The organism is Enterococcus sp. 7E2_DIV0204 (genome assembly GCF_002140855.1).
In the GTDB taxonomy this organism is placed as follows: domain Bacteria; phylum Bacillota; class Bacilli; order Lactobacillales; family Enterococcaceae; genus Enterococcus_L; species Enterococcus_L lemimoniae.
The window spans coordinates 3130157-3155109 of sequence record NZ_NGKY01000001.1 but is presented as its reverse complement, the minus strand read 5'-3'; the positions used below and the strand labels follow the sequence as shown (position 1 = coordinate 3155109).

Genomic DNA, 24953 nt, shown 5'->3' with positions numbered 1-24953 from the left:
TTTCTTGTCGAAGCTGAACGAGCTCTTTCAGCTTTTAAAATTAGGAGGAAATCATATGCGTTTTATTACTGCGGGAGAATCACACGGACCAGAATTGACAGCAATTATCGAAGGCTTGCCAGCAGGGGTGCCATTGTCACCTGAGGATATTAATTTAGAGCTAGCAAGAAGACAAGGTGGATATGGTCGTGGCGGCAGAATGTTGATTGAGAAAGATCAGGTAAGAATCACTTCAGGTATTCGTCACGGAAAAACATTAGGTTCGCCAGTGACATTGGTCGTTGAGAACAAAGACTGGAAAAACTGGACTTCTGTTATGTCAATCGAAGAAGTCACAGAGAAAGAGAAAAAGATCCGCCGTGTTAATAAGCCACGTCCTGGTCATGCAGATTTGGTTGGCGGCATCAAATACCAACATGATGATCTTAGAAATGTCTTAGAGCGTTCCTCAGCACGTGAAACAACTATGCGTGTGGCAATTGGAGCCATTGCTAAGAAATTGTTGAAAGAGCTAGATATCGAAGTAGCGGGGCATGTGGCCATATTGGGTGGAATCAAGGCTGAAATTCCAGATAATTTAACTGTTCAAGAAATTCAAGAACGTTCAGAAAAATCCGACGTTCGAGTTCTTGATTCTTCGGTTGAACAAGAAATTCGTGATCTGATAGATAAAACTAAGAAAAACGGCGATACGATCGGTGGAGTGGTCGAAGTTGTTGTCGGCGGTGTGCCGATTGGATTAGGCAGTTATGTCCAATGGGATCGCAAGTTAGATGCTAAAATTGCTCAAGCTGTTACCAGTATCAATGCTTTTAAAGGGGTTGAATTTGGAATCGGTTTTGAAATGGGCTTTAAACCAGGCAGCCAAGTTATGGATGAAATTGTTTGGGATCAAGCAACCGGGTATACAAGAACTTCAAACAATCTAGGCGGTTTTGAAGGTGGTATGACAAATGGAATGCCAATCGTTGTTAGAGGTGTTATGAAGCCGATTCCGACATTGTATAAACCTTTACAAAGTGTCAATATCGATACAAAAGAGCCTTACAAAGCAAGCGTAGAACGTTCTGACAGTACAGCTGTGCCAGCTGCAAGTGTTGTTTGTGAAGCGGTCGTGGCAACAGAAGTTGCTCAAGCAATGTTGGAAAAATTTGGTAGTGATGCTTTTGAACAAATGAAAGCAGAAGTTGACTCTTACCGCTGCTATACTCAAACGTTTTAATTGAAATTAAAAAATGGAGAGTGAAGCGGAATGGATAAAAAGGTTTTAATCATTGGATTAGGTTTGATCGGCAGTTCAATTGCTTTATGTATAAAAAAAGAGTATCCAGCTGTAATGATCATCGGGATAGATAATCAAGAAAGTTCTGTAGACTTTGCGTTAAAACGAAAAATCATTGATCAAAAAGAGAGCACAATTGAAACAGCAGCGGTACAAGCAGATATTATTTTTTTATGTACGCCTGTTAAGAGTATGTTGAAGCAACTAAAACTATTAGGAACCTTGTCATTAAAACCAGAGGTAATCATAACAGATGTTGGCAGTACGAAATTAGAAATTATTGAAACAGCTCAAGCAGCTGGCTTAAAAAGGTTTATCGGTGGACATCCTATGGCGGGCTCACATAAATCTGGTGTGACGGCAGCAGATGAAAACTTATTTGAAAATGCGTATTATATTTTAACCGCTTCAGAAGCAGGGACACAAAAGCAAGTCCAGCAATTACAAACCATTTTACAAGGAACACGAGCAAAATTTGTGGTTCTTACAGCAAAGGAACATGATCAAATTACAGGAATGCTCAGTCACTTACCACATATTATTGCAGCGGGTCTAGTTAACCAAAGTAAGGTTTTCAATGAAGAACATCCCCGCTCACGACAATTAGCGGCTGGTGGTTTTCGCGATATTACCCGGATTGCTTCGTCTGATCCGCAAATGTGGACCGATATTTTGCTAAGTAATAAAGAGGCGTTATTAGCGCTGATGGGTTCATGGCAAACTGAAATGAAACAAGTTTCCGATTGGATCCAAAATGAAAATAGTGAAGCGATTTATCAGTTTTTCTATGAAGCAAAAGAAACAAGAAATCAAATGCCTGTTCATAAAGAAGGCGCAATTCCAGCCTTCTATGATTTATTTGTTGACGTACCGGATGTCCCTGGTGTGATTGCAGAGATTACAGGTTTATTAGGTAAAGCAAACCTTTCATTGATTAATTTGAAAATTCTTGAAACTCGGGAAGATATTTACGGCATTTTACAATTAACCTTTAAAAGGCAGGATGATCTAGAAAAAGCTAAAGTGACTATTAAAAAAGAGACAGAATATTTGTGCTATGAAAAATGAGATTTTGTACAATAGTTGCTTTGAAACATGTCAAAAAATATGCCAAGAAACACAACGAGGAACTGAGTTGATGTTGATTGGTACAAGGTGACTGAAAGGAACGTTGCTACCATGTGTTATCTAGCTGCACAAATCAATCCTTAGGAAAATAGATAAATTGTTAATGAAACAAAGAACGTTTCAATACCAATTTCCTAATTTTCTACGGGATTTATCGATTTGTTTCGCTTTTATTGTTATCTAGCTACGTGGGCTAGCTCCGACTGGAAAAAGATAAAAATAGTTTGTGGTAAAGAGCACCACAATCGATTTTTTCTATTTTCCTGTCAGAGCTGGACGAGCCCACTACACTTTTAAATTTAGGAGGGATTTTTTGGATTTAGTTATTAATAAAATTGGTTTGAATGGGGTAATTGATATTCCTAGTGATAAATCGATTTCTCATAGAAGTATTATGTTTGGTGCTATTGCTGAAGGGAAGACGACGATTCGCAACTTTTTACGTGGTGATGATTGTTTAAGCACTTTAAAAGCTTTTCAAGATTTGGGTGTTAAAATTGAAGATGATGGGGAAGTTATAACCGTTCATGGTAATGGTTTTTCAGGGTTGAAACCTGCGAAGCAAGCAATCGATGTTGGAAATTCAGGGACTACGATTCGCTTGATCACGGGGATTTTGGCAGGAACATCTTTCACTACGGAATTGTTTGGTGATCATTCGATTGCTAAACGGCCTATGAATCGAGTGATGCTACCAATCAATCAAATGGGCGCTGTTTGTGCAGGGCATGATGGGACAGAGTTTCCGCCACTGACAGTGAAAGGTACTGAAAAATTAAGCCCTATTTATTATCAAATGCCTGTTGCGAGTGCTCAAGTTAAGTCCGCCATTTTATTTGCTGCTTTACAAGCCCATGGGGAATCCGTTATTGTAGAAAAAGAGAAGACGCGTGATCATACAGAAGATATGATTCGTCAATTTGGCGGTGAAATTTCAGTTTCAGGGAAAGAAATTAGAATCAGTGGACCGCAAAAATTAGTTGGACAAGAAGTTGTGGTACCAGGGGATATTTCATCAGCGGCCTTCTTCCTTACGGCAGGACTGATCATTCCAGATAGCAAAATCACGTTAAAGAACGTTGGCTTAAACCCAACTCGTACGGGAATCATTGATGTTATCCAACAAATGGGCGGAAAGCTACTAGTACAAGAATCGAATAGTGAAGCCAATAAAGCTGGAACTTTAACTGTCGAAACAAGTGCTCTTAACGGAATTGAAATCAGTGGAGAAATTATTCCAAGATTAATCGATGAACTGCCAATCATTGCTTTATTAGCCACTCAGGCTGAGGGAATCACAATTATTCGCGACGCTGAAGAGTTGAAAGTAAAAGAAACGAATCGGATCGATGCAGTCGCAACTGAGTTAAACAAAATGGGTGCTAAAATCGAGCCAACTGAGGATGGATTAATCATTCATGGTAAAACACCGCTACACGGTGCGAACGTAACTAGTTATGGAGACCATCGTATTGGTATGATGCTGCAAATTGCGGCTCTTTTAGTAGAAAGCGGCACAGTCGAATTAGATAAAGCAGAAGCAGTTTCAGTTTCTTATCCAAGATTTTTTGATGATTTAACTAAATTATTTCGATAAACGGAGGAACGAAGATGAAGGGGATTATTTTAATTGGTTTTATGGGAGCAGGAAAAACCACTGTGGGAAAACTGCTTTCAGAAAAAACGGGTATGGAACACATCGATTTTGATGATAAAATCGTTGAAGAAATAGGAATGACAATTCAAGAATATTTTGATTTACACGGTGAAGAAGCATTTAGAGAACGAGAAACGAATGTCTTAAAACGCTATCTTGATCATAATCAAGTTGTATCAACCGGTGGCGGCATTGTCATGAGACCAGAGAATCGAGAACTGTTGAAACAAATGGCACCTGTTATCTATTTACAAACAAAGCCAGAAGTGTTTATTCCGCGTTTAAAACACGATCATACCACTGTTAGACCTTTAGTTGTGTCAAAATCCCCAGAGGAAATTAGACAGGTTTTTGAACCGCGTATCCCTTTTTATGAAGAGAGTGCTAGCTTAGTTGTTGCGACAGACGATCGAACACCTGAAGAGATTGTTCATGAAATTTTAGAAAATATATAGGTAGGTGAGTCAATGAAAGTTGGTTATTTAGGTCCAGAAGCTTCTTTTACTCATAATGCAACTAGAACAGCTTTTCCTAATGAAGAATTGGTTTCGTATCATTCGATTCCCGCTTGCATTAAGGGGGTTGAATTTGGAGAGGTCGATCTAGGCGTCGTGCCGATTGAAAATACGATTGAGGGCTCGGTTAATACCACAGTAGACTATCTATTTCATCAGACGACCATTCCGGTCGGAGCCGAAATCGTACTGCCGATCTATCAACAATTGATGGTATCTAAAAAGAATCAAGAGCGGTGGCTTGAAACAACGAAAATCATGTCACATCCGCAAGCTTTAGCGCAATCACAAGAATTTATTCGTACTTATTTTCCACTGGCTGAGCTTGAGGCAACACCATCCACTGCTTATGCAGCAAATTTTGTTGCCAGTCATCCAGACCAAAAAATCGCAGCAATTGCACCCAAATTGTCTGCTGAAACGTATGATCTTGAGATTGTTGGGAAAGATATTCAGGATGTAGAAATCAATCAAACACGATTTTGGGTTTTAGGCGCCGAAAAAATTGAGTTACCAATTCAATCAGAGCAACAGAAGCTGACAATAGCTTTGACGATGCCAAATAATATGCCAGGTGCACTGCAAAAAGCATTATCAGCATTTAGCTGGCGAGATATTGACTTGAGCAAAATCGAGTCACGTCCATTAAAAACAACATTGGGAGAATATTTCTTTTTAATTGATATCAACGTTCAAAAACCACAATTATTATTGGATAACGCTTTAGAAGAAATACGTTTAATGGGTGGAACTGTAAAAATATTCGGAAATTATGCGATTCATCCAATCAACGGGGTATAAAGATCTGAAAAGGTCTTTTTATTTTTTGTTAAATTTCAACTAACTAATAGGAATTTCTATTAAAATAAGGTATGCTTATAACTGTTGTTAATTGATAGTGAGGTGGAAATAATGAGTCGCGTGGATCGTTATAAACATATACATGATAAAGCAAAACCAATAGAAGAGAAAAATTCCTTTAATCCTAGAAAAGAAAAAAATTATTCTGAAGAACCTAGACAAAGCTATTATCGAGGACCAGAAACATTTCCTGACCAAGAGCCAACAGAGCATCAGGAACAGTATTTGGGGCAAGACTATTCAAATGGTCCTTCAAAACAGATACCCAAAAAAGAAAAAAAACCAAAAAAAATCAGAAAAAAGAGAAGATTTAGCTGGCCTAAAAGAATTGCATTATTTTTTGTCTTGCTAATTGTTTTAGCTGTTGGGTTCTTTTTTAAAGGCAAATCATATGCAGAAAATGATGCATCTTTACCTAAAGAAGCACTTGAAACGTTTAATGGTGTGAAAAGTGCAAATGGCGCCAACAATATTTTGATTTTGGGTAGTGATACAAGAGGAGAAGATGCTGGACGTGCGGATACTATAATGGTACTACAATTAGACGGACCATCTAAAAAGCCCAAATTGATTTCATTTATGCGAGATATATTCGTTGATATTCCAGGCTATGATGCAAATAAAATCAACGCTTCTTATGCTCTAGGCGGTGCGGATTTAGTTCGCCAAACATTAGCGGAAAATTTCAATATTCAATGTAGATATTATGCGAAAGTTGATTTTCAATCCTTTGAAAAAATTGTTGATTCGATGTTCCCAAGTGGAGTTAAAATCGATGCTGAAAAAGACTTGAATTTAGATGGTGTTGATATCGCCAAAGGGCAGCAAAGTATGGACGGGCATACACTTCTACAATATTCTCGTTTTAGAAAAGATGAGGAAGGCGATTTTGGTCGTGTTCGCCGTCAGCAACAAGTGATGTCAGCGGTTATGGGTCAATTAAAAAATCCTTTAGCATTACTTCGCACACCTGAATCTTTAGGACGTTTAGTTGGTTATATGTCTACAGACATCCCAACAACGTTTATGTTGAAAAACGGTCCTTCTTTGATGCTAAAAGGTGGAAGTGGGATTGAACGCCTAGCGGTTCCAGTAGAAGGTTCATGGAGTAACGATGAAAACTACTATGCTGGGAGTATTCTTCAAATTGATTTAGAAACGAATCAAAAGGCGGTTCAAGAATTTCTTGGGCAATAAGGATTTTATTTAAATATTAACTGATTTATGCTATATTTATACTAACGTGCAAAATTAGTGAAACGAGGTTACAAAATGAAAATTGCTGTTGTGACAGATAGTACAGCCTATTTACCCGAGCGAATTAAGAACTCTCCTAATCTGTTTATTATTCCCATTCCAGTTATTTTAGATGGTAAGATATATAACGAAGGTGTCGATATCGAAGCTGATGAATATTATGAGCTATTAAATAATAGTAACGAGTTTCCAACAACTTCTCAACCTGCATTAGGCGAAGTGATTGAACTCTACAAAGAAATTGCCGCTAAGGGATATGATACGATTATCAGTATTCATCTTTCTTCTGGGATTTCAGGTTTTGTGAATACCTTATTTTCACTAACAGATTCAATCAATGGTGTTACACTTTATCCTTATGACTCTAAAATTACAAGTGTGCCAATGGGGCATATGGTAGAAGCTGCTTTAGATTTGATCAAAGAAAATGCTAGTCTAGAAGATATTTTTGCTAAGCTAGACATCATTCGTGATAACACGTACGCTTATTTAATTGTTGAAGATTTGAACAATTTGGTACGTGGTGGTCGTTTAACGAATGGAGCAGCTCTGATTGCCGGTTTATTAAAAATCAAGCCGATTTTGACTTTTGAAGATGGTAAAATTGTCTTATTTGAAAAAATCCGTTCAACTAAAAAGGCCTTTGCTCGTGCAGAGGCAATTATCGGCAAACGGGACAAAGAAATTGGCCGACCCGTTAAATTATATGTGATTCATGCCAACAACTTGGCAGTTGCTGAAGAAGAAAAAGCAAAACTTCAAGTTAAGTATCCAAATGCAATTATTGAAATTGGTCATTTTAACCCTGTTATTGGGACTCATTTAGGTGAGAAAGCTATTGCACTTTGTATTTCAGCGCAATAAATAAATTATGCTAAAATAAGGATGAAGCAAAACTAAACTAAAGATTAGTTTTGCTTCATCCTTATTTCGATTTTTAAAAAGTTTTTTTGAGGTTAACCATCAACTATCAATGTGTTACTAAACGTATACTTCAACTAAAAAGAAATAGTATGCTACAATAATATAAAGAGAATTCTTTTTACTACAATCAATAAAAAATAACAATTCAATAGTCATTTTTCTTTAAAAGTAAGGTATACTTAAAGAAAAGGAGGGCGAGTGGATGAATCTAACAGAAGAACGTTTACAGAAAGAAAAAATGAAACAAGTTCAACTGCTCGCTGCATATTATCAAGTAGTTAATCGTTTGCCGCTTGGCGATAAGCGCGATCAAATGATTCGTGATATATTAGCTTGTAAAGATAAAATAAAAAAAATCAATCAACAACTAACAGAGTTAAATAAAAGTTGAAATTCTATTTTTAAGAGGAGCGTATTTTGGGTATAGATTTTTTTACAGTATTACTCACAGCTTTTGTTGTGATCATGTATGTTTATTTAATCTTAGTTAGAAAAAGTATTTTGATCAAGAGTGTCAAAAGAAAACTTATCTATGGATTAGTGATTGGGGTAAGTCTATTTATCCTTATTAGTACGTTATTTATTGAACAATCGCTCGATCAAAGACTGCGTAGTTTCTTAGCAATGTTACTTGTTTTGAGTTTTTTACTAGATGCAAAAGGTCTTTCTGATGATCGACTCATTTTAGGACCGTTTGATAAAAATGGTGTGATGTATCGAGATGTTGAAAAAATGGCGTTATTGCTTAAGGAAAATGAAATTCGTTTGAATTATTTTAAAAATGGTCGTCGTGGCCCTATGATGAAATTTTCAATTCCATTAGAAGATCTATTGGTGTTTCTTTCTGATCGTTTGAATGAAGAGGCTGAAATCAGTATTTTAGTTGAAGAAGACAAGTAGTAATCAACCACTTAAAGGAGAATTTAGATAGTTACTTTCTCTTTTGATTTCATTGTGAGGGTCAGAAATTACATTCATAAAGTTTTTCTAAAATAATAGTCATTTTTAGTAGGTATTTCTTAAACAATTTGCTATAATGTGCAGAGAAATTCTGAAAGGAAGTATTGTTGTGAATAAAGAAATAGAGCAACGAATTGCTGAATTACGTGAAAAATATAAAGAGTTGCCACCAGAGAAAAAAGCAGAGTGGGAACGGCATATAAAAAAGAGAAATTTTTTGAACTATAAAAAAATAGAATTGATTAAATCTGAGTTGCTCCGTTTAGAAGCTCGTCGTGCACAATTAGAACTATGTGATAAGGAAAAAGAGCTTGGATTAATAGAAAAGAAAATTACCTGTAAAAAAGAAAAATTATTACGGTATTTAGGGAAACAACTCAATCAGTAATGAATAAGGGGGATACGAGATGGAGTTTGTTTATTTAATTATTGTATTTGCTTTTGCGATCACATTTTCAAATGTCTTTAATCGAATCGTACCGATTATTCCATTACCGATCGTACAAATAATTGTAGGGGTTTTGATCGGCGTTACCTCTATTGGTCGAGAAATTGTATTTGAGCCAGAAATATTTTTAGTGATGATCATTGCGCCATTATTGTTCCGAGAAGGTGAACGAAACGATACTGCGGCTACTATGAAAAATTTTAGTGTCATTTTATTTTTGGCTTTCATTGGTGTTTTGATTACGCTTGTGAGCGTAGGCTGGGCTTTGCATATGGTTATACCGGCTTTACCGATTGCCGCTTGTTTTGCATTAGGTGCAGCATTAGGACCTACAGATGCAGTTGCTGTAGGTTCTTTATCTGGAAAAATTCAGATTCCGCCTAAAGCGATGCATATTTTAGAAGGTGAAGGCCTAATCAATGATGCTTCCGGCGTTACAGCATTCCAATTTGCGTTAGCCGCTTTATTGACTGGGAGTTTTTCAGCTGCCGAAGCAGGAATTACTTTAGTTGTCTCCAGTATTGGAGGCGCTTTTGTAGGTGCTGTCTTAGTGATGATCAAACGTCAAGTTGTTATGATTTTAGAAAAAGCTTCGGCAAGAGATGTTACAGGTTATTTACTGCTAGAACTATTGTTGCCTTTTTTAGCCTATATGGTAGCTGAATTATTTCATGTTTCTGGAATCATCGCATCTGTTGTAGCAGGCGTTATGCAAGCAGCGAGTTTTAAAAAGATCTCTTTGTTTGAAGCAGAGCTTTCTAGCGTCTCTGAAAGTACTTGGGGCACAATTACGTTTATGCTAAATGCCCTTGTTTTTCTATTTTTAGGAATTGAATTATCTCAAGTCTTTTCGCCGATTTGGAATAGTGAGACATATTCTAACAGCTTTTTGATGTTGGTTACTTTGATTTTAAGTGTTACGTTGTTTGTTGCTCGATTTTTCTCCATTTTTGTGATTTATAGTGTAAAAAATGGTTTGAAGAACGTTTGGCATTCGATGAATGAAATGCTGATTTTAACGTTTGGTGGTGTCAAAGGAACGGTTAGTTTGGCGACTATTTTTATTTTGCCTTTGACTTTAAATGGACAAGATTTTCCTGAACGATCGTTACTCTTATTTATCACGGCTTGTGTGATTTTAGTCACGTTAGTTGGAGGGATTCTTGTTTTACCATTTTTAACTGACTCAGATGAGATTGAAAATACAAACATGCAAGGCATAATGCTGTTGCAAGAGGTTATCGAAAAACTTAAAAAGATAAATCAAGAAGATCCACATGTTGAAATGAATGTTGTGATTGAAAATTATCAAGATCGCGTAAAAGAACTGTATACAGAGCAACTCCCATCAGATCAACGACAAGAAGTACAGGAGTTACGAGCATTGATTGTTTCGATTGAACGAGATGGTTTGGAAGAGAGCTTTCGCCAAAAAGAAATCGGAATCGAAGGTTATCGGTTATATGAACGTTTGATATCAAGAATGGAACGGTCAATTGCCAGGCAGTTACTATCGATTATCGGTTTTTGGTTACTGTTTGTTCGCCAAATTATTGCGTTTTTTATTCATCCAAAGCATTTATTCGCTAAGAAAGATGAAGAAAATAGACGAGAATTTCAAAAAGAAGAACTAGAAAATGTTCGCCAAGTCTTTTTACAAAATACAGAAGTTATTTTGAAGAGTTTGGATAATCTAAATGGTGTTTACGATGAAGAAATCATTCGTTTCTTTATTGAAGGACGGCTACAATTGGCGCATAGGCTAGAAGATGGGACGTTTATTGATTCTTTTATTGTTCGCTCTCAATCTAACTATGTAAAAGAACTATTGATTGGCTATCAGGAAGAACGAAAAGTGATCGATGAATATGAGATCTCTGGAAAAATATCTTCTCTTGAAGCAAATGAATATCGGAAAAATGTCAATTTGCTAGAATCCTATTCGATCAACGATATTTCAAGTGCTGTTCCACTAAGGAAACTGACAAGAGAATTAAAAAAAGAAGCAGACTAAGAAAACTAGCTTCTTTTTTTTACATTTTTTTGATACAATAAGCAGGATGAAAAGGGCGTGAGCAGATGAATGAGTTAAAAGTAACTGAATTAACGAAAACATATGGAGAGAAAACATTATTTGATCACATTTTTTTCCATATTCATGATAAAGACCGGATTGGCTTGATCGGGACAAATGGCACTGGAAAAACTAGTTTGTTGAATATTCTTGCGGGTAAGGATGGTGGAGATGGTGATGGTCAGGCGATCCAACAGCCAAATGACTATCAAGTCGGCTATCTTTCTCAAGATAAAGAGTTTGATCCAGAGCTATCCGTTGTAGAAGCCGTGTTCCAAGGAGAAACGCCAATTATTCAAGCAGTTAAAAACTATGAGTTGGCGCTACTAGCATTAGCGGAAGACGGACTAGATACTACCGCTCAAAAACAATATGCTCAAGCAGAAGAACGCATGAATAAAGAAGATGCGTGGACAGCAGATACAGATGCTAAAATTATTTTACAAAAACTAGGGATTGAAACCTTGCACAAAAAAATAGGTGATTTATCTGGTGGACAAAAGAAACGTGTCAGTCTTGCCCAAGTATTGATTGAATCACCTGATTTACTATTATTGGATGAACCAACCAACCATCTGGATTATGAAGCGATCAATTGGCTAGAAAGCTTTTTGAACGGTTACCGCGGAGCTATTTTGATGGTGACTCACGATCGTTACTTTTTAGATCGGGTCACAAATCGAATCTTCGAACTTTCTTTTGGAAAACTATACGAATACAAGGGGAATTACGAGGCGTATATCATTGCTAAGGCTGAACGTGAACGAGTTGGTGTTGAACAAGAAGAAAAAAGAAAACAACTCTACAAACAAGAACTGGAATGGATGCGAGCCGGGGTTAAAGCTCGAGGAACCAAACAACAAGCGCGGCAAGATCGTTTCCATGACCTAAAAGAAAATCTCCATCAAGTCAATCAAAAAGGTCAGCTAGAAATGGATATTGCAACCCAGAGATTAGGTAAAAAAGTCTTAGAAATTCAAAATGGTGACTATCAAATCGAACATAAAACAATTTTAAAAGAATACGATTTGCTTATTCAAGCAGAAGATCGGATTGGGATTACTGGAAAAAATGGTGCTGGCAAATCAACATTATTAAATATCCTTGCTGGTCGACTAGAGTTAGACGGTGGATTCTATTCAATTGGTGAAACAGTTAACTTGGCTTACTATACGCAACAAAATGAAGCGATGGACCCTAACCAACGCATGATTTCTTATTTACAAGAAGCGGCGGAACAAGTGCAACGGGGCGATGGAACAACCATCGGTGTGGCTGAATTATTGGAACGGTTTTTATTTCCTCGTTTCATGCATGGAACAGTTATTGGGAAACTATCTGGTGGTGAAAAACGTCGGCTGTATTTATTAAAACTTTTGATTGGTCAACCAAATGTGTTATTATTGGACGAGCCGACAAATGATTTAGATATTGATACCTTAACTATTTTAGAGGATTATATTCAAACATTTAAAGGTGCTGTGATCGCTGTTTCTCATGACCGTTATTTTCTTGATAAAACAATGGATAAACTACTGGTTTTTCAAGGAGAAGGTCACATCACGACTTATTTTGGATCGATGAGCGACTATTTAGCGGTAAGTAAAGAGCCAGCGAAAAAAGTAACGAAGGCAGAAGTAAGACCGACTAGCGAAGTTGAAAAGAAAGCAAAAACAAAGTTAACATACATGGAACAAAGAGAATGGGAAACAATTGAAACAGATATAGCACATCTTGAAGAGCAATCAGCTAAAATTACAGAAGGGATGAATCATCAAGGTGATGACTTTACGAAACTACAACAGCTTCAAACAGAATTGGCAAGAGTGGAAGAAGAGCTGGATGAAAAGATGGAACGCTGGGAATATTTGAGTGAATTTGCAGAAAACTAGGAGGCACAAACTATGGAAGAAGCATACTTAGCATTAGGCCGTAAAATTTTAGAGGAAGGTCATCTAAAAGAAGACCGGACTGGAACAGGGACGCGGAGTATTTTTGGGCATCAAATGCGTTTTGATTTATCTGAGGGATTTCCCTTATTAACGACTAAACGAGTGCCTTTCGGCTTGATCAAAAGCGAACTTTTATGGTTTTTGAATGGTGACACCAATATTCGTTACCTCTTACAACATAACAATCATATTTGGGATGAATGGGCATTTGAACGTTATGTAAAAAGTGATGATTACAAGGGGCCAGATATGACTGATTTTGGTCATCGTGTCCTAACAGACGAAGTATTTAAGCAAAATTACGAAATAGAACATAAAAAATTCTGTGAGGCGATTTTATCGGATGAGGTATTTGCTGCCAAACATGGTGAATTAGGCAACATTTATGGTGCGCAATGGCGCCATTGGGAGACCAAAGAGGGTGGATTTATCGATCAATTAAAAAATGTTATTACCATGATCAAAAAAACACCAGATTCAAGACGCTTGATCGTCTCGGCTTGGAATCCAGAAGATGTTCCTTCGATGGCGTTACCGCCATGTCATACGATGTTTCAATTTTATGTAAATGATGGAAAATTAAGTTGTCAATTATATCAACGTAGCGGGGATGTTTTTCTAGGTGTACCCTTCAACATTGCTAGTTATGCTTTGTTGACTCATTTGATTGCGCATGAAACAGGTTTAGAAGTAGGCGATTTTGTTCATACGATTGGCGATGCTCACTTGTATACTAACCACATCGAGCAAATGAATGAACAACTGGTTCGAGAAGTTCGAGCTTTCCCGACATTAAAATTAAATCAAGAAAAAAAATCGGTATTTGATTTTGAAATGGAAGATATTGTCATTGAAGGATATGAACCGCATCCTGCAATCAAGGCGCCAATTGCCGTTTAATTTGAAAGGAGTTCCCCGATGTTAGCAGCCATATGGGCACAAGATGAACAAGGAACGATTGGAAAGAAAAATCGCTTACCTTGGCATTTGCCAAATGATCTAAAGTTTTTTAAACAAATGACGGAAGATAATACTATTGTGATGGGTAGAAAGACTTTTGAGGGAATGGGTAGCCGCCCGTTACCAAATCGTCAAACAATTGTTTTAACCAGAGATAAAGGATACCAAGCAGAAGGAGTCACTGTATTTCATACTGTGGGAGAGGTGCTCGAATACGCAAGATCTTTTGCTGGAATTACGTTTATTTCAGGTGGTTCAGCGGTATATGAGGATTTTTTACCTTATTGTGATGTGTTGTATCGCACTGTTATTGATCATTCATTTGAAGGTGATACCAAATTTCCTGCTGTTGCTTGGGATGATTGGACATTGATCAACTTAAGTGAAGGGGAGCAAGATGAAAATAATCGTTATGCTTACCAATTTGAGACCTATCAGCGTAAAGTGACTGCAGAGTAAAATTATTTATGCTACTTATATAAAAGAAACAAATAGCCTGATACATAACTCTTCACGTTATGTATCAGGCTATTATTATCCGAATAAACGGTAGGTAGCAGCGATCTTTCTTATTTTTCAGAATTATCCGCTTTTGTCCCAACCTCTTTGTTTCTAAATATGATTGCGATATAAACCAACAACTTTACCTAAGATACTGACATTATTTAAAATAATTGGATCCAAAGCATCATTTTCTGGCTGAAGACGAACATGATCCGTTTCTTTAAAGAAACGTTTACAGGTTGCTTCATCTTCATCAGTCATAGCGATAACGATATCACCGTTTGAGGCAGTACTTTGTTTGCGGACAATGACTTGATCACCATCTAATATCCCAGCATTGATCATACTTTCTCCTCGAATCGTCAGCATGAATAAAGCATTTTCTTCTGTTCTTAGATCAGGCGGAAGCGGGAAGAAGTCAGATGCTTCTTCAACTGCTAAAATAGGTTCACCAGCTGTAACAACACCAAGCATAGGGATCACAGTAGGTTTGACCCCAATTCTTTCTAGACCGTCCGCTGTTAACTCAATGGCTCTTGGCTTTGTAGGATCACGCAGGATCATCCCTTTTTTCTCTAAACGGGCTAAATGGCCATGGACAGTGGATGTCGAGGAAAGGTCAACTGCTTTTCCAATTTCTCTTACAGTTGGAGGGTAGCCTTTAAGTTCAACTTGTTCATATATATATTTTAGTACTTCGATTTGTCTTGTGTCTGTACGTTTCACCACAATCCGCACCTTCTTTCAATTTATATTTTTAGTGTACCATAGTTTTGTACAGGAATCAAACAAGCGTTCGTGTTTATGATAAACATGGATTTAGGTTATTTTTACTAAAAAGTAAGTAGGTTTTTCAATACTAATTTCTGTATCTAATAGTTTTTGTTTCCCTTTTTTATTAAGAATATAGTTGTATTTTTGGCGCTCATCTTATAAGATAGACATGGAAAGTAAAGGAGGCAAAAGCATGTTATCATCAGAAAAAATGAACCGTATCAACGAACTTGCCAAAAAAGCAAAAGAAAATGAGTTGACTGAAAAAGAAAAAGAAGAACAAAAAGTGCTTCGTCAAGAATATCTAGCTGCTTTCCGCGGCGGTATGCGTCACCATATCGAAGGCATGAAAGTCGTTGATCCTAAAGGAAACGACGTTACACCAGAGAAGTTAAAAGAGATCCAAAAGGCAAAAGGCCTGCATAATAGAAAATAATTTCAGTTTTTTTTACTAAAAGTAATTGCTTTCATAAACAAAATACGCTAAACTATAGTTAATAAAGGTAAAAAAAACCTAAATAGGAGATGATTTTTTTGTTTGACAACACTGATCAGTTAGGAGTCAACACGATTCGTACATTGAGTATTGAAGCGGTACAAAAAGCAAACTCAGGCCATCCTGGCTTACCAATGGGTGCTGCACCTATGGCATATGCACTTTGGACAAAACATTTGAAAGTTAACCCAAAAACTGCTAGAAATTGGGTAGATAGAGACCGCTTCATTCTTTCTGCAGGTCATGGTTCTGCAATGCTTTATAGCTTACTTCATTTAGCAGGATACGGTGTAACAATGGATGATTTGAAGAGTTTCCGTCAATGGGGTAGTAAAACTCCAGGGCATCCTGAAGTCCATCATACAGATGGTGTTGAAGCGACTACTGGTCCTTTAGGTCAAGGGATTGCAATGGCAGTTGGAATGGCGATGGCTGAAGCGCACACTGCTGCGACATATAATCGCGATAGTTTCCCTGTGATCGATCACTATACGTATGCTTTATGCGGCGATGGCGATTTGATGGAAGGTGTTTCTCAAGAAGCGAGCTCGATGGCTGGGCACATGAAATTGGGCAAACTGATCGTATTATACGATTCAAATGATATCTCTTTAGATGGGCCAACTTCAAAAGCCTTCACAGAAAATGTTGGAGCTCGTTATGAAGCATACGGTTGGCAACATATTTTAGTGAAAGATGGTAATGATTTAGAAGAAATTTCTAAAGCAATTGAAACAGCTAAAGCTGAATCAGATAAACCAACCTTGATCGAAGTCAAAACAGTTATTGGTTATGGTGCTCCAAAAGAAGGCACATCTTCTGTTCATGGTGCCCCAATCGGAGCAGATGGTATTACTGCGGCTAAAGCTGTTTATGGTTGGGAATATCCTGATTTTACTGTTCCGGAAGAAGTTGCTGCTCGTTTTAAAGAAACAATGATAGAAAAAGGCGGCAAAGCTGAAACTAACTGGAATGACATGTTTGCAAACTATACAAAAGCACATCCTGAATTAGCAAAACAATTCAAACAAGCTTTTGCGGATGAACTTCCTGAAAATTGGGATAACGAATTACCAACTTATGAGGTAGGGTCAAGTGCTGCAAGTCGCGTAACAAGTAAAGAAACAATTCAAGCAATCTCTAAAGCTGTTCCAGGTTTTTGGGGTGGTTCCGCTGATTTATCTGCATCAAACAATACAATGGTTGCAGCAGAAAAAGATTTTGAACCAGGTCAATATGAAGGCCGCAATATTTGGTTTGGCGTTCGTGAGTTTGCCATGGCTGCAGCGATGAACGGAATTCAATTACATGGTGGTAGCCGTGTATATGGTGGAACATTCTTTGTCTTTACTGATTATTTACGTCCTGCGGTTCGTTTAGCAGCGATTCAAAATACTCCTGTAACTTATGTACTGACGCATGATTCTGTAGCGGTAGGGGAAGATGGCCCAACGCATGAACCTGTTGAGCAATTAGCAAGTATTCGTTGCATGCCTGGTGTTCAAGTGATTCGTCCAGCTGATGGAAACGAAACAGTTGCTGCATGGAAAATAGCTATGACGACTAAAGATGCTCCGACTGTTTTAGTTTTAAGTCGCCAAAACTTACCAGTTATTGAAGGAACTAAAGAACATGCTGGAGAGCTAGTTCAAAAAGGTGCATATGTGATTTCTAAGCAAAAAGGGGACAAACCAGAAGGAATCCTAATTGCAACTGGTTCAGAAGTGAACTTAGCCATTGAAACTCAAAAAGCATTGGCAGAACAAGGTCAAGATGTTTCAGTCGTTTCAATGCCAAGTTTCGATTTATTTGAAAAGCAAACAGCAGAATATAAAGAATCTGTTTTACCTAAAGCTGTGACTAAGCGTGTGGCAATCGAAGCGGCTTCACCATTTGGGTGGGAACGTTATGTTGGTACAGCCGGTACAACTGTGACGATCAATCACTTTGGCGCTTCTGCTCCTGGCGATTTAGTCTTAAAAGAATTTGGCTTTACAGTTGAAAATGTCGTAACAAAATATAATGAGTTATAAATAGCAAGTATTTAGTTAGTGAAAAAGCAAAAGTCCTAATCAGCTGGACTTTTGCTTTTTTTGTTGGGTAAATAGATTGTATGATTTGTAAAAAACTAAATAGAAGAGAGAATGTAATATTTGTGTAATATTTGCAATAGTTTTCTATTTATTAGAAAAAAGTTAATAAATAGAAAACTAAAGGATTCTTGCCGGAAAATCCAGTCGAAAAACAGACACTATGTAAACTGAACAAAACAATTGCACCTGAAATTATAAAACAAAAATTTCAGCTAGATTACGCTCACTTTAAAACTTCAAATTTCAGGAGTAAATAATTGTTTATAAAAAATTCCACGAGTAAAATGATGTTACGATGTTCTATTGAGGAGGAACAAATGAATGGACGAGATCAAAACAAGAAGTAGTAGACACCAACAAAAAACACAGAAGAATAATCATAAAAGAATGGTTTCTGTGATTGGGACTTCATTAGTATTTCTTCCTGTCGCAGGGAATCTGTTACCATTGGGTGTTCAAGCAACAGAAGTTGAAACTCAAGGAGCAGTTTCACAACAAGCATTTATTGATTCTATTGGATACTCAGCTGCTTCAGTAGCGGATGCAAATGATTTATATGCCTCTGTCATGATTGCTCAAGCATTATTAGAGAGTAGTTATGGAACTTCAGGTTTAGCCGCGGCTCCAAACTATAATTTATTCGGTGTCAAAGGAAGCTATGGCGGACAAACAGTTTATATGCCTACAGCTGAATATTTGAACGGTGAATGGGTCACTGTAACCGAACCATTTAGAAGTTATCCATCCTATACTGAGTCGTTTCAAGACCATGCTAACGTGCTTAAAACAACGATAGCTTCAAGTGGTAACTATCATTACTCTGGTGTATGGAAAAGTAATACAACGAGTTATATGGATGCAACAGCGGCTTTAGCTGGTCGCTATGCAACGGATCCTAACTATGCAAGTAAATTGAACTGGTTGATTTCTGCCTACGGTTTAACAGCGTACGATAGTGGTAGTACCGTAGCCACTACAGGTTATGAAAACCAAGCAAGTAGCGATCAAACAGCAATTGGACAGAGTAGTGCTACAGTTGCTGGGCAAACATACACAGTAGCCTCTGGTGACACTCTTTGGGGAATCGCTGAAAAATACGGAGTTTCAGTGGATCAATTGATGGCTTCAAATGGTATTACAGCTGAATTGATCACTGTAGGACAAGTGTTACAAGTTGCCTAAGAAAAGCTATCAACAATTCGTCATCTGGATGACGAATTGTTGATAGCTTTATTTTTATCGTTTTCCAGATCGCAATTCTTCTAAACGACGTTGACGATTTTTAGTTAGATCTTTGATTCTCGGGCGAGGTAGAATCGACTCCGAAGTTGTAGTTGACTCCATTGAATGTGTTAAAGAATTATTTACATCAAACTGTTTTAAATAGTCAAGAACTTCGCGGACAATTTGTGTTGGAGTAGAAGCACCTGCCGTCACGGCTACTTGCTCCACATCATATAACCATTTAGGATCGATTTGTGATACATTAGATATGCGGTGGGCAGGAACACCAGCCTGTTCAATGGAAACTTGAGCTAAACGATTGCTGTTATTACTTTTAGGATCACCAACAACGAGCGTTAAGTCACAACCTTGTGCTTGCTCAACAACGGCTTCTTGGCGAACTTGAGTTGCTTTACAAATATCTTTATGAATAAGCACATTACGATATTTTTTTTTAATCAATTCCATCAAATCGCTAACATCCCATTGGCTCATGGTTGTTTGGTTGGTGACAAAAATTTTATCAGAGTGTAAGTCTAAATCAGCAATATCTGCTTGATTAGCGACTAAATGAACATGTTCTGGCGATACACCCAAAGCGCCTTCAGGTTCAGGATGATTTTTTTTACCAATATAAATGATTTCATAGCCTTCTGTAACCTTTGTTTCAATCAACTCATGGGTGATCGTCACATCAGGACAAGTTGCATCAATCACGGTCAAGCCTTTTTCAACCGCTAATCGTTTGACTTTTGGTGAAGTTCCGTGAGCTGTAAAGATAACCGTTCCTTGATCAACTTGTGCTAAAATATCTTCACGACTAGCTCCATCTAAAGTGCGGATCCCGATGCTTTCAAAGGCGTCAGTCACATGTTTATTATGAACGATCATCCCTAAGATATAAATCGGGCGAGGCAAATTTTCATCAAGCGAGGCATTTCTAGCGATGACCATTGCATCAACAACCCCATAACAATAGCCTCGCGGACTAATATTAATAATTTTCATAAATAAAATAACTCCTACTTTACTATTTTTAAAGTCTCCTATACTATACAACATTACAACATGTTTGTTAAATTTGTTTAAAGAGAACTTATCAATTGACTAACAGTTGCAAAATGATAGCCAGATAAGTTGATATAAGCTATTATAAACACAAGACAGATTTTTTAGCTATATGAATATCAAACTGGAGGAATGAATCATGACTCAAATTTTTAACTCAGTTACTGAATTGATAGGGAAGACACCCATTGTAAAGTTAGGTCAGATTGTCCCGGATGGAGCGGCTGACGTTTTTGTGAAACTTGAATTTTTCAATCCCGGTGGAAGTGTAAAAGATCGGATTGCTTTAAGTATGATCGAGACTGCTGAAAAAAATGGCCAACTGAAAGCGGGAGATACAATTGTAGAACCTACTAGTGGGAATACTGGAATTGGTTTGGCAATGGTCGGCGCTGCAAAAGGCTATAAAGTCGTTATCGTAATGCCTGATACAATGAGTATTGAGCGTAGAAAATTAATGCAGGCGTACGGTGCTGAGTTATTGTTGACTCCAGGAGCTGAAGGAATGAAAGGTGCAATTGCCAAAGCGACAACGTTATCTGAAAAAGATGGCTTTTTCATGCCGATGCAGTTTGATAATCCAGCTAATCCTTCAACTCATGAAAAAAGGACTGGCAAAGAAATTCAGGATGTTTTTGGACCGGCCGGTTTGGATGCATTTGTGGCTGGAGTAGGTACTGGTGGCACGATTACAGGTGTTGGGAAAGAGTTAAAACGTGTTTATCCAAAAATTTCGATTGTTGCTGTAGAACCAACCGAATCACCTGTTTTAGAAGGCGGTTCTCCAGGACCGCATAAAATTCAGGGGATCGGCGCTGGTTTTATTCCAAAAGTGTTAAATACAGAAATTTATAGTGAAATAATTGCAGTACCAAGTGAAGAGGCTATGGAAACCGCCCGTCAATTAGCAACTAAAGAAGGTTTACTTGTTGGAATCTCAGCAGGGGCAGCCGTAAACGCTGCAATCCAAGTTGCCAAAGAGTTAGGTGCTGGGAAAAAAGTACTGACTGTTATTCCTGATAACGGGGAACGATATCTGTCAACGGCTTTATATAATTTTCCTGAATAACTAGCGATTGAAAGAGAAGACGTAAATTTGCGTCTTCTCTTTTTTACTTGATCAACCACTCAAATAGTATGTAATAGTTTAAAAAAATACAAAAAATTGAGATAAACCTGCCATTTCCCCTACTATTTGCACGATTATTCTTGTCAAGTCAGATTAGAAATAGTATCATTTAGGAAAGAAGACTGGGAGGGGAACCAAATGGATAACATATTGGTAAAGAATGCACTTGAAGAATTAAAAGAAGCCAATATTCGTATTACTCCTCAAAGATATGCAATCTTGGAATATCTAATTGAGAATCATAGCCATCCAACAGCTGATGAAATTTATCGTTCACTAGAAAATCGTTTTCCAAATATGAGTGTTGCGACTGTTTATAATAATTTACGTTTGTTTACTGATATTGGTTTTGTTCAGGAAATGAATTATGGTGATGCATCTAGCCGATTTGACTTTAGTTCAAAAAAACACTACCATGCAATCTGCCAAAATTGTGGCAAAATTGTTGATTTCCATTATCCGGGCTTGGAAGATGTAGAGATGGCAGCAAGTAAATTGACTGGCTTTGAAATCAACGAACACCGACTAGAATTATATGGATTATGTCCTAATTGTCAAAAAGCCAAAAAAGAATGAAATGAGTGATAGAATGAGATCAATCCACACGGATAAGGCACCAAAAGCAATCGGCCCTTATGTACAGGGAAATATTGTGAATGGGCTATTATTTGCTTCAGGTCAAGTCCCGTTAAATCCTGAGACTGGAGATGTTACTGGTACTACCATAGAAGAGCAAACACAACAAGTTTTGAAAAATATCGCAGCCATTCTCGCAGAAGTAGGGAGTGACTTTGATCATATTGTTAAAACAACTTGCTTTTTAAAAGACATGAACGACTTTGTTGCGTTTAACGAAGTTTATGCTACAGCATTTACAAATCATTTACCAGCTAGGTCAGCTGTAGAAGTAGCCCGCTTACCTAAAGATGTTCTGATTGAGATAGAAATTATTGCGATGGTTAATGAATAATTCTTTGATTTCACAAGCTAAGAAACGAATGTTTCTTAGCTTTTTTTGTTGTAAAAACGGCATTCCTTTCAAATAGAATGATTATTCAAATGAAAAAACAGTTAAAAATAGAGGAGTTTGTGAAAAAATAAGTTAGTGATTCACAAGCAAAGAACTCGAATACGCATCCTCACTTTGTTATATTTTTAGTATACCAATAGATTTTTATTAAAATCGTTGGTGAAACATTTAACTTGAAAGAAGGGATTTACAAAATGAAAGTCGTAGTCGTAGGATGTACGCATGCAGGAACAGCTGCAGTCAAAAGTATTTTAACAAATCACCCAAATGCGGAGGTAACCGTTTATGAACGAAATGATAATGTATCATTTTTATCATGTGGTATCGCGCTATATGTTGGAGGAGTAGTGAAGGAGGCTGACAGTTTATTCTATTCAAGTCCTGAAGAACTAGCGTCACTAGGTGCTACAGTTAAAATGGAACATGAAGTCGAAACCATCGATGTTGATCATAAAACAATCACTGCAAAAGATTTGAACACAGGCAAAGTTGAAACAAAAGAATATGATAAATTAGTCATGACCACAGGTTCGTGGCCAATCGTTCCTCCAATCAAGGGAATCGATGCTGAAAACATTTTATTATGTAAAAACTTTAACCAAGCAAACGTAATTATCGAACGTGCAAAAGATGCGAAGAAAGTTGTCGTTGTTGGTGGAGGTTACATTGGTATCGAATTGGTAGAAGCTTTTGTAGAATCAGGTAAAGATGTTACTTTGATCGATGGTTTAGACCGTATTTTAAATAAATATCTGGACAAACCATTTACAGACGTTTTGGAAAAAGAACTTGTTGATCGTGGTGTTACTTTAGCTTTAGGTGAAAATGTTCAAGAATTCCAAGCGGATGCAAGCGGACATGTGAATAAAGTCATTACTCCTAGTCAAGAGTTTGATGCTGACATGGTGATTATGTGTGTTGGTTTCAGTCCAAACACAACATTGCTTAAAGATAAGGTAGATATGTTACCTAATGGTGCGATCGTAGTCGATAAATTTATGAGATCAAGCAATCCAGATATTCTTGCTGCTGGTGATAGTGCAGTTGTACACTATAATCCAAGCAATACAACAAATTATATTCCATTAGCAACAAATGCTGTTAGACAAGGAATGTTAGTTGGGTATAATTTAACAGAAGAAAAACTTTCTTATCGTGGGACACAAGGAACTTCTGGTTTATATTTATTTGGCTGGAAAATCGGCTCAACTGGTGTTACTCTAGAAAGTGCGAAAATGAACAATTTGGAGGTAGAAGCAACACAATTTGAAGATAACTATCGTCCAGAGTTCATGCCAACAACGGAAAATGTCATGATGGAATTAGTTTATGAAAAGGGCTCAAATCGTATTGTTGGAGGACAATTAATGTCTAAATACGATATTACTCAATCCGCTAATACGTTATCATTGGCAGTCCAAAATAAAATGACTGTAGAAGATCTAGCTTTATCTGATTTCTTCTTCCAGCCCCATTTTGACCGCCCATGGAACTACTTGAACTTATTAGCACAAGCGGCATTAAAAGATATAGCTGAAAAATAATGATAAAAAAACCTAGAGCTGAATTCAGACCTAGGTTTTTTTATGTGAATAAGTAGAATATTTTGCATTTTAAAGACTTTTTTGAGATGCTTAATGAGTAAACTTAAATGAGGTGTTGGAAAATGGAAATAAGAGAACGAGCAATGCGCTCTCTATATGCTTTGATTGGAGTGGCAATTCTAGCCTTTGGTGCAGCCACGTTACGGATTGGTCAAGTCGGCTTAGATCCGTATACTGCAGCGAATATTGGTATCGGGAATGTTCTGGGACTTTCTTTAGGTGTTTATCAATTGATGATTAACTTTATTATTTTAGGAATTGTTTTTATTCTTGGAAGAAGCTACATCGGTATCGGAACAGTTATTAATATGGTTCTTACTGGTTTTTTTATTGATTTTTACACGTGGATTTATACGGATTTTATCACTATTAAAATCAATTTTTTCACTCAAAGTTTGGCACTCGTAATTGGTGTGTTGATTTTTACATTCGGTGCGTCGTTTTATATGTCAGCAAAGCTCGGGAACGCTCCATATGATGCTATCGCCCCAATTATAGTTGAACGCACTAAATTTCACTATCGATCCGTTCGAGTGAGCCAAGATATCTTTTTCGTTGTGCTAGCTTTTATTTTTGGAGGTCCAGTTGGAATCGGTACAGTAATTAATGCTTTTTTTACTGGACCATTAATTGATTTTTGGAATAAAAAAGTGAGTCAGCCAATAATCGAAAAAAGTATAAAAAGTAAAGTGGGATCCTAACAAACAAAATCTATACATAAAAAAACAAAGCAACTCAGTTGCTTTGTTTTTTTTTGCGTCGGCTATATTTTAGATGAAAGCTTTAAATGATAGCGCTTCCTTTGGTTTCTTTAAGTTCCTTAGTATTAACTGTATAATATTAAAGGTATATTTTATAACAGTTTGGTTACAAAAACATTAGCATATATAAGTTTACAATTGCTTTTAAATCAACATTTCAGGTCTTTTTATAAAAGTTTTTTTGAATTATTATTATAAAATTAAAAAAAATAAGCATTTACGATTCATATCATTTCTCAAAATATTATAAAG

At 37.0% G+C, this 24953-nt stretch carries 24 protein-coding genes; 22 read left to right on the top strand and 2 right to left on the bottom strand.

The genetic code is table 11. The features are described 5' to 3' along the window. Window positions 1–55 precede the first annotated feature (55 nt). The 14 genes from aroC (at window position 56) to A5819_RS14570 (ending at window position 14477) form a co-directional block, all read left to right on the top strand. Window positions 56–1222, top strand: coding sequence for a chorismate synthase (aroC, locus tag A5819_RS14635; RefSeq protein ID WP_086279480.1), 1167 nt, complete (start codon window positions 56–58; stop codon window positions 1220–1222). Between the two features lie 30 nt (window positions 1223–1252). Continuing rightward, window positions 1253–2350: a prephenate dehydrogenase gene (locus tag A5819_RS14630; RefSeq protein ID WP_086279479.1), complete on the top strand. Its 1098-nt coding sequence runs from the start codon at window positions 1253–1255 to the stop codon at window positions 2348–2350. Between the two features lie 373 nt (window positions 2351–2723). Further along, the gene (gene aroA, locus A5819_RS14625) at window positions 2724–4007 is read left to right on the top strand and encodes a 3-phosphoshikimate 1-carboxyvinyltransferase (RefSeq protein ID WP_086279478.1); all 1284 of its coding nucleotides are present in this window, start codon (window positions 2724–2726) and stop codon (window positions 4005–4007) included. Window positions 4008–4021: 14 nt separating this feature from the next. After that, window positions 4022–4522: a shikimate kinase gene (locus tag A5819_RS14620; protein ID WP_086279477.1), complete on the top strand. Its 501-nt coding sequence runs from the start codon at window positions 4022–4024 to the stop codon at window positions 4520–4522. A gap of 12 nt (window positions 4523–4534) precedes the next feature. Continuing rightward, window positions 4535–5383, top strand: a complete 849-nt coding sequence (gene pheA / locus A5819_RS14615; RefSeq protein WP_086279476.1) for a prephenate dehydratase — start codon at window positions 4535–4537, stop codon at window positions 5381–5383. Between the two features lie 111 nt (window positions 5384–5494). Next, complete coding sequence (locus tag A5819_RS14610) at window positions 5495–6640, top strand: LCP family protein (RefSeq protein WP_086279475.1); 1146 nt, start codon at window positions 5495–5497, stop codon at window positions 6638–6640. Window positions 6641–6715: 75 nt separating this feature from the next. Continuing rightward, window positions 6716–7564 (top strand): DegV family protein, encoded by an 849-nt coding sequence (locus tag A5819_RS14605; protein ID WP_086279474.1) that lies wholly within the window; start codon window positions 6716–6718, stop codon window positions 7562–7564. Between the two features lie 262 nt (window positions 7565–7826). Beyond that, the gene (locus tag A5819_RS14600; RefSeq protein ID WP_086279473.1) at window positions 7827–8015 is read left to right on the top strand and encodes a hypothetical protein; all 189 of its coding nucleotides are present in this window, start codon (window positions 7827–7829) and stop codon (window positions 8013–8015) included. 26 nt (window positions 8016–8041) lie between these two features. Further along, window positions 8042–8524, top strand: coding sequence for a hypothetical protein (locus A5819_RS14595; protein WP_086279472.1), 483 nt, complete (start codon window positions 8042–8044; stop codon window positions 8522–8524). Between the two features lie 169 nt (window positions 8525–8693). Next, the gene (locus tag A5819_RS14590) at window positions 8694–8972 is read left to right on the top strand and encodes a hypothetical protein (RefSeq protein WP_086279471.1); all 279 of its coding nucleotides are present in this window, start codon (window positions 8694–8696) and stop codon (window positions 8970–8972) included. Between the two features lie 19 nt (window positions 8973–8991). Next, the gene (locus tag A5819_RS14585) at window positions 8992–11046 is read left to right on the top strand and encodes a sodium:proton antiporter (RefSeq protein ID WP_086279470.1); all 2055 of its coding nucleotides are present in this window, start codon (window positions 8992–8994) and stop codon (window positions 11044–11046) included. A gap of 65 nt (window positions 11047–11111) precedes the next feature. Next, on the top strand, window positions 11112–12998 hold the full coding sequence (locus A5819_RS14580) for an ABC-F family ATP-binding cassette domain-containing protein (protein WP_086279469.1): 1887 nt from the start codon (window positions 11112–11114) through the stop codon (window positions 12996–12998). Between the two features lie 12 nt (window positions 12999–13010). After that, window positions 13011–13958, top strand: coding sequence for a thymidylate synthase (locus A5819_RS14575; RefSeq protein WP_086279468.1), 948 nt, complete (start codon window positions 13011–13013; stop codon window positions 13956–13958). An 18-nt stretch (window positions 13959–13976) separates the two neighbouring features. Next, on the top strand, window positions 13977–14477 hold the full coding sequence (locus A5819_RS14570) for a dihydrofolate reductase (RefSeq protein ID WP_086279467.1): 501 nt from the start codon (window positions 13977–13979) through the stop codon (window positions 14475–14477). A gap of 153 nt (window positions 14478–14630) precedes the next feature. Here A5819_RS14570 and lexA read toward each other — a convergent pair whose 3' ends face one another. Next, window positions 14631–15251 carry a transcriptional repressor LexA gene (gene lexA, locus A5819_RS14565; protein WP_176271438.1) on the bottom strand — a complete coding sequence of 207 codons (621 nt, stop codon included), beginning with the start codon at window positions 15249–15251 and terminating at the stop codon, window positions 14631–14633. Window positions 15252–15489: 238 nt separating this feature from the next. Between lexA and A5819_RS14560 the strand changes: the two genes are divergently transcribed. The 3 genes from A5819_RS14560 (at window position 15490) to A5819_RS14550 (ending at window position 19067) form a co-directional block, all read left to right on the top strand. Beyond that, window positions 15490–15732 (top strand): DUF896 family protein, encoded by a 243-nt coding sequence (locus A5819_RS14560; RefSeq protein ID WP_069654912.1) that lies wholly within the window; start codon window positions 15490–15492, stop codon window positions 15730–15732. Between the two features lie 98 nt (window positions 15733–15830). Continuing rightward, window positions 15831–17825, top strand: coding sequence for a transketolase (tkt, locus tag A5819_RS14555; RefSeq protein ID WP_086279465.1), 1995 nt, complete (start codon window positions 15831–15833; stop codon window positions 17823–17825). 381 nt (window positions 17826–18206) lie between these two features. Then, on the top strand, window positions 18207–19067 hold the full coding sequence (locus A5819_RS14550; protein WP_086279464.1) for a glucosaminidase domain-containing protein: 861 nt from the start codon (window positions 18207–18209) through the stop codon (window positions 19065–19067). 54 nt (window positions 19068–19121) lie between these two features. On the opposite strand, the gene A5819_RS14545 is transcribed toward A5819_RS14550, so the two are convergent. Next, window positions 19122–20117, bottom strand: a complete 996-nt coding sequence (locus A5819_RS14545) for a 4-hydroxy-3-methylbut-2-enyl diphosphate reductase (RefSeq protein ID WP_086279463.1) — start codon at window positions 20115–20117, stop codon at window positions 19122–19124. A 199-nt stretch (window positions 20118–20316) separates the two neighbouring features. Between A5819_RS14545 and cysK the strand changes: the two genes are divergently transcribed. From cysK to A5819_RS14520, 5 genes are all read left to right on the top strand, one after another. Continuing rightward, window positions 20317–21246 carry a cysteine synthase A gene (gene cysK / locus A5819_RS14540; protein WP_086279462.1) on the top strand — a complete coding sequence of 310 codons (930 nt, stop codon included), beginning with the start codon at window positions 20317–20319 and terminating at the stop codon, window positions 21244–21246. A gap of 198 nt (window positions 21247–21444) precedes the next feature. Continuing rightward, window positions 21445–21882: a peroxide-responsive transcriptional repressor PerR gene (gene perR / locus A5819_RS14535; protein ID WP_086279461.1), complete on the top strand. Its 438-nt coding sequence runs from the start codon at window positions 21445–21447 to the stop codon at window positions 21880–21882. 13 nt (window positions 21883–21895) lie between these two features. Further along, complete coding sequence (locus tag A5819_RS14530) at window positions 21896–22276, top strand: RidA family protein (RefSeq protein ID WP_086279460.1); 381 nt, start codon at window positions 21896–21898, stop codon at window positions 22274–22276. 254 nt (window positions 22277–22530) lie between these two features. Then, window positions 22531–23880, top strand: coding sequence for an NADH oxidase (locus A5819_RS14525; protein ID WP_086279459.1), 1350 nt, complete (start codon window positions 22531–22533; stop codon window positions 23878–23880). 122 nt (window positions 23881–24002) lie between these two features. Beyond that, window positions 24003–24641: a YitT family protein gene (locus A5819_RS14520; protein ID WP_086279458.1), complete on the top strand. Its 639-nt coding sequence runs from the start codon at window positions 24003–24005 to the stop codon at window positions 24639–24641. Window positions 24642–24953: the final 312 nt, after the last annotated feature.

Excerpts from the sequence above, each read along its gene's own strand:
- aroC (WP_086279480.1), top strand. The coding sequence starts at position 56 with ATGCGTTTTATTACTGCGGGAGAATCACACGGACCAGAATTGACAGCA.
- A5819_RS14630 (WP_086279479.1), top strand. The coding sequence starts at position 1,253 with ATGGATAAAAAGGTTTTAATCATTGGATTAGGTTTGATCGGCAGTTCA.
- A5819_RS14620 (WP_086279477.1), top strand. The coding sequence starts at position 4,022 with ATGAAGGGGATTATTTTAATTGGTTTTATGGGAGCAGGAAAAACCACT.
- pheA (WP_086279476.1), top strand. The coding sequence starts at position 4,535 with ATGAAAGTTGGTTATTTAGGTCCAGAAGCTTCTTTTACTCATAATGCA.
- A5819_RS14610 (WP_086279475.1), top strand. The coding sequence starts at position 5,495 with ATGAGTCGCGTGGATCGTTATAAACATATACATGATAAAGCAAAACCA.
- A5819_RS14605 (WP_086279474.1), top strand. The coding sequence starts at position 6,716 with ATGAAAATTGCTGTTGTGACAGATAGTACAGCCTATTTACCCGAGCGA.
- A5819_RS14600 (WP_086279473.1), top strand. The coding sequence starts at position 7,827 with ATGAATCTAACAGAAGAACGTTTACAGAAAGAAAAAATGAAACAAGTT.
- A5819_RS14585 (WP_086279470.1), top strand. The coding sequence starts at position 8,992 with ATGGAGTTTGTTTATTTAATTATTGTATTTGCTTTTGCGATCACATTT.
- A5819_RS14580 (WP_086279469.1), top strand. The coding sequence starts at position 11,112 with ATGAATGAGTTAAAAGTAACTGAATTAACGAAAACATATGGAGAGAAA.
- A5819_RS14575 (WP_086279468.1), top strand. The coding sequence starts at position 13,011 with ATGGAAGAAGCATACTTAGCATTAGGCCGTAAAATTTTAGAGGAAGGT.
- A5819_RS14570 (WP_086279467.1), top strand. The coding sequence starts at position 13,977 with ATGTTAGCAGCCATATGGGCACAAGATGAACAAGGAACGATTGGAAAG.
- A5819_RS14560 (WP_069654912.1), top strand. The coding sequence starts at position 15,490 with ATGTTATCATCAGAAAAAATGAACCGTATCAACGAACTTGCCAAAAAA.
- A5819_RS14550 (WP_086279464.1), top strand. The coding sequence starts at position 18,207 with ATGGACGAGATCAAAACAAGAAGTAGTAGACACCAACAAAAAACACAG.
- A5819_RS14545 (WP_086279463.1), bottom strand. The coding sequence starts at position 20,117 with ATGAAAATTATTAATATTAGTCCGCGAGGCTATTGTTATGGGGTTGTT.
- cysK (WP_086279462.1), top strand. The coding sequence starts at position 20,317 with ATGACTCAAATTTTTAACTCAGTTACTGAATTGATAGGGAAGACACCC.
- perR (WP_086279461.1), top strand. The coding sequence starts at position 21,445 with ATGGATAACATATTGGTAAAGAATGCACTTGAAGAATTAAAAGAAGCC.
- A5819_RS14530 (WP_086279460.1), top strand. The coding sequence starts at position 21,896 with ATGAGATCAATCCACACGGATAAGGCACCAAAAGCAATCGGCCCTTAT.
- A5819_RS14525 (WP_086279459.1), top strand. The coding sequence starts at position 22,531 with ATGAAAGTCGTAGTCGTAGGATGTACGCATGCAGGAACAGCTGCAGTC.
- A5819_RS14520 (WP_086279458.1), top strand. The coding sequence starts at position 24,003 with ATGGAAATAAGAGAACGAGCAATGCGCTCTCTATATGCTTTGATTGGA.